Annotated in this window: 6 protein-coding genes; 2 read left to right on the top strand and 4 right to left on the bottom strand. The window is 29.3% G+C overall.

The window, feature by feature from the left end:
• Together U9R42_04120 and U9R42_04115 are read right to left on the bottom strand one after the other, a co-directional pair.
• Positions 1 to 974: hypothetical protein (locus U9R42_04120; GenBank protein MEA3495203.1), on the bottom strand; the 974-nt coding region annotated here is incomplete at its 3' end.
• Positions 975 to 1,105: 131 nt separating this feature from the next.
• Entirely contained in the window at positions 1,106 to 2,065 is a 960-nt protein-coding gene (locus U9R42_04115) for an ROK family protein (GenBank protein ID MEA3495202.1), read from the bottom strand.
• Positions 2,066 to 2,332: 267 nt separating this feature from the next.
• Between U9R42_04115 and U9R42_04110 the strand changes: the two genes are divergently transcribed.
• Together U9R42_04110 and U9R42_04105 are read left to right on the top strand one after the other, a co-directional pair.
• Positions 2,333 to 2,950, top strand: a complete 618-nt coding sequence (locus U9R42_04110; protein ID MEA3495201.1) for a YiiX/YebB-like N1pC/P60 family cysteine hydrolase — start codon at positions 2,333 to 2,335, stop codon at positions 2,948 to 2,950.
• Between the two features lie 29 nt (positions 2,951 to 2,979).
• Positions 2,980 to 3,381, top strand: coding sequence for a DUF4878 domain-containing protein (locus U9R42_04105; protein ID MEA3495200.1), 402 nt, complete (start codon positions 2,980 to 2,982; stop codon positions 3,379 to 3,381).
• An 82-nt stretch (positions 3,382 to 3,463) separates the two neighbouring features.
• Here the strand turns inward: U9R42_04105 and U9R42_04100 are convergent, their stop codons facing one another.
• Positions 3,464 to 3,814: a hypothetical protein gene (locus U9R42_04100; GenBank protein MEA3495199.1), complete on the bottom strand. Its 351-nt coding sequence runs from the start codon at positions 3,812 to 3,814 to the stop codon at positions 3,464 to 3,466.
• Between the two features lie 21 nt (positions 3,815 to 3,835).
• The coding region (locus U9R42_04095; GenBank protein MEA3495198.1) for a hypothetical protein at positions 3,836 to 4,092 on the bottom strand (257 nt) is incomplete at its 5' end.

Below are 4,092 nucleotides of genomic sequence, written 5' to 3'. Positions count from 1 at the left end.
TCCAAATCACTTGCATTAATTAGCGTAGTAGTTGTAACTGCAACATGTTGCCAAACACTTGCCGATACAGAAGTTGAAACTGCCCCATTTACATAAATCGTTGGACTTGTAAATCCGTTTGCTGTAAGAGTTCCTGAGCTAATCTCAATATATTCAGAACCATTTAAATCAATACAATCCTCAGTTGTCGTTGCAGGATTTACCCAAAACTCAACTGTTTTAACAATAGTTGGTCCTGTACCAATATCAACATAATCATTAGTACCATCAAATTCAAGTTCAAAATTATCAATAATATCAAAAGCAGATGTGCTGAAAGTATAATTAGGACTATTCTGAGAATTCCAATTTGCAGAGCTTTGCAATGCAGTTTTAATTGTTGAAACACTACCGCTTGTTACAGACCTGTCATATTTCCAATTATCATCACTTCCCCACGACCATGCATCAGTATTATCAGTTAAGTTAGTTCCCATAAGTACTCCATAAGAAGTAGTATCATAACCTGCTGCTCTATTAATAAAGGCAGCCAAGAAAGTAAATGGTCCAGTATTATAACCGCCATTTGCAGTATAAGCATAAACAGCATCATTATCATTTTTTATATTAAAACCTGCATTATCTTTAGACATAGTACCTACTGAAGACGTAGGAACTGCTGGATCTGACACAGCACAATCATAAATCTGAACGACAGTCCCTGCAGAAATTCCACCTGAAGGTGCAGTCCAACTAATTGTTCCTTCACCTGTACTTGAAGCCCAGCCATTATCATATTCCTCATCCCTAAAATAAATTTTTGTTCCTGCAGAAATATCAACAAAGGTTACAAATAAAATATCTTCATCTCCATCAGAATTCCAACCGATAAAAGCAATATCTCCTGCCGATTGCCCGTAAGTATTAAATTTTATAAAAAACGAAATTAAAAATATCAAAAACACGAAATAATGAATAATAGAAAACTTTTTCATAATTATTTTTTTTATGTCTTTAAAACTAAAAGCTATTTTTTTAACGATTGTTCAAAAATCAAATATACGAAAAAAATACAACTTAAGAAATAATTGAAAATTTAAACAAATAATTATTTAAGTTTTCAAATTTATTTATCTAATTCTTCCCAAGCCAAAGCACTTGCTCCCAAAATAGCAGCATCATTTTCGTTAAGTGCCGAAAGTTGTACTTTTACTTTGCCTTTATAAATATCTAAAACATTTTTTTCCATATTAATTATAGTAGGTTTTAAAATTAAATCATCTGCTTGAGCAATACCACCGAATAAAAATATAGCTTCGGGACTTGTGTATGCAACTGCATTTGCAAGAGCTTCACCCAAAATTTTTCCTGTATAAGAAAAAGCTTCCATAGCAACTTCATCACCTTTTAAAGCCGCTTCATCAATCATTTTTGCCGAAAGATTTTTTATTGTAACACCATCAAGAATACTCTTTTGGTTAGCATCAGCAAGAAGATTTAATAATGTTCTTTTTATTCCTGTAGCTGAAACATAGGTTTCAAGGCAACCTCTTCTTCCACAGCCACATTTTCGTCCATTAACTCTAACTATTGTATGACCGATTTCACCTGCAAATCCATCATGACCGTAAACAACCTTACCGTCAACAACAATTCCACTTCCGAGTCCTGTTCCTATTGTAATGACAATAAAATTTTTCATTCCTTTTGCTCCACCAAAATACATTTCTCCCATTGCCGCTGCATTTGCATCATTTGTAAGAACCACAGGTAGATTAAAATAGTTTTTAAAAATATTTACTAAATTAATAGTTCCTTCCCATTTTAAATTAGGAGCATTCTCAATTGTTCCATTGTAATAATTTCCATTTGGAGCCCCTATCCCAATTCCTTTAATATTAATATTCTCAGCAATTGAACTTTTAACTTCATTGATTTTCAAATATAATTCTTTAACAAACAATTCAGCTTCACTACTTTGATTAGTTAGCATTTTTCCTTGTTCAATACAATTTCCATTTTTTTCAACAAAGCCAAAAGCGGTATTTGTACCACCTATATCAATTCCAATTGTAATATCTTTCATTTTTTTTGCTCTTGATTTTCACTTTTTCAGTTTAGGGGCGTTCTATAAATACATTTCTTTTAAGAAACAAAGATGAATATTTAATGCGAATAAAATTAAATTTTAAAATATAATTTATAGGACTTCCAATAATTTTTTTAAAAAAAATGTATCATTTAATTTTTTTTATATACTTTTGTAGAGTTAATTTTTTTAATTAAATACAACCAACTAATTAAATTGAGAAAAAATAAAAAAAATATCCTTAGTAAGCTAAGTAACCTAAAAATGTTATTAGGGTTAATTTGTTTTATTAGTTTAATATTTTTTTCATTTTTATTTATAAGTTCATTTACCCATAAGAAAGAAATACTATCAATTAATGAAGAAATTGTTTTACAAAATGGGGATTTAATATTCAGGCGTGGCAGAAGCCTTGCGAGTTATTTTGTATTAGCTAATGATAAAAGTTCACATTATTCTCATGTTGGAATAATTTATAAGAGAAACAAGCAACCTTTTGTAATTCATGTTGTTCCGGGAGAATCAAAAGGAAAGCCCGATTATGTAAAAATGGAAAAAATCACTGGATTTTTAACTCAAAAGAAAGCATCAAGATATGCTATTTGCCGTCTCAAAAATTCTTCTTTAGAAAAAGGTAAGCAAGCCTCAGAAACTGCTGAAATTTACTATAAAAAGAAACTTATTTTCGATAACAATTATGATATAAAAACTGAAAACTTATTTTGCACAGAACTTGTTTGGAAAGCATACAAAATAGCAGGTATTGACTTAATAAGAGGTAAGTTTGATGAAGTGAATTTCCCTGGATTTCGTAAGCCAATGATAATGCCAGGCTCACTCCTAAACAGCAATTATATCAAATTACTATATTCATCAGATTAACATTTTTTTAACTAAATAAATATAATATTATGAAAAAATTCAAATCAATTTTAAGTATCTTAACAACGATACTATTATTTACAGCTATGTCATGTGGTGGCGGTGGTGGAAATGCTCCGGGGGATGTTATCAAAAGCGTAATGACAAACCTTGACAAAGGAAATATTGACAAAGCTATTGATGATCTTTACACAGGTGATAAAGAAATGACTGATGAAGAAAATGCAAAAATAACAGGTCTTCTTCAAATGTCAGTAACAGCATTAGAACAAAAAAAGGGAATCAAATCAATGGAGATTATCAGTGAAGAAATTGCAGAAGACGGAGAAAGTGCAAAAGTAGAAATGAAAATTGTGTACGGTGATGATAGTGATGATACTGAAAAATACAAGCTTAAAAAAGTTGATGGAAAATGGAAAATGACTATGTAATAAACTTCTAATTATTTTAATAAAAAAAAACCTGTTCAGTACTTTTGCTGAACAGGTTTTTTTGTCTTATGGAATGTAATTTTTACAATTCATCTACATATTCCTTTAACTCAATATTATATTGCAATACTAATTTTTTAAATTCATCAAATAATTCATTAATTCCTTCCGAATTATTATTTATGCCTTTTTTTAATAATTCCTCAGCAATATTTGCAGGTTTCTTTCCAAACAATGTAAACAAAGAACCCTTCATTTTATTTGCAAAAAATTTCAGTTTTTTAAAGTCACCATCTTTCACGCTTTTTTCTACATTTCCAAAAAGCTCATCATAAACATTAAAATATGAATCAATTACATCCTTTATCGCATCCTTCCCAAGGGATTCATAAGTTTTATCAAACGCCTTTTTATCAAAAATTTCTTCACTCATATTTTTTATTATTTTAAATTTTTACAAATTATCAACAAATACCTTTAATTCATTATTAAATTTTTCAACTGCTTCCTTGAATTTAATAAATAACTCATCAATTCCTTCTGTATCATTTCTTCTGCCTTTCATCTTTAATTTATAAGCAAACTTTTTGGATTCGATTGCAAATAAAGCATTTAAAGCACCTTCAAATTTTAATGCATACTTGCTTAATGTTTCAATATTTTTGTCTTCAATACTTTTTTTCAGATTTTTCAAATAATCATCATAAATAT

This window comes from Bacteroidota bacterium (assembly GCA_034723125.1).
Classification (GTDB): domain Bacteria; phylum Bacteroidota; class Bacteroidia; order CAILMK01; family JAAYUY01; genus JAYEOP01.
This window is presented reverse-complemented; position numbering and strand designations above follow the sequence as displayed.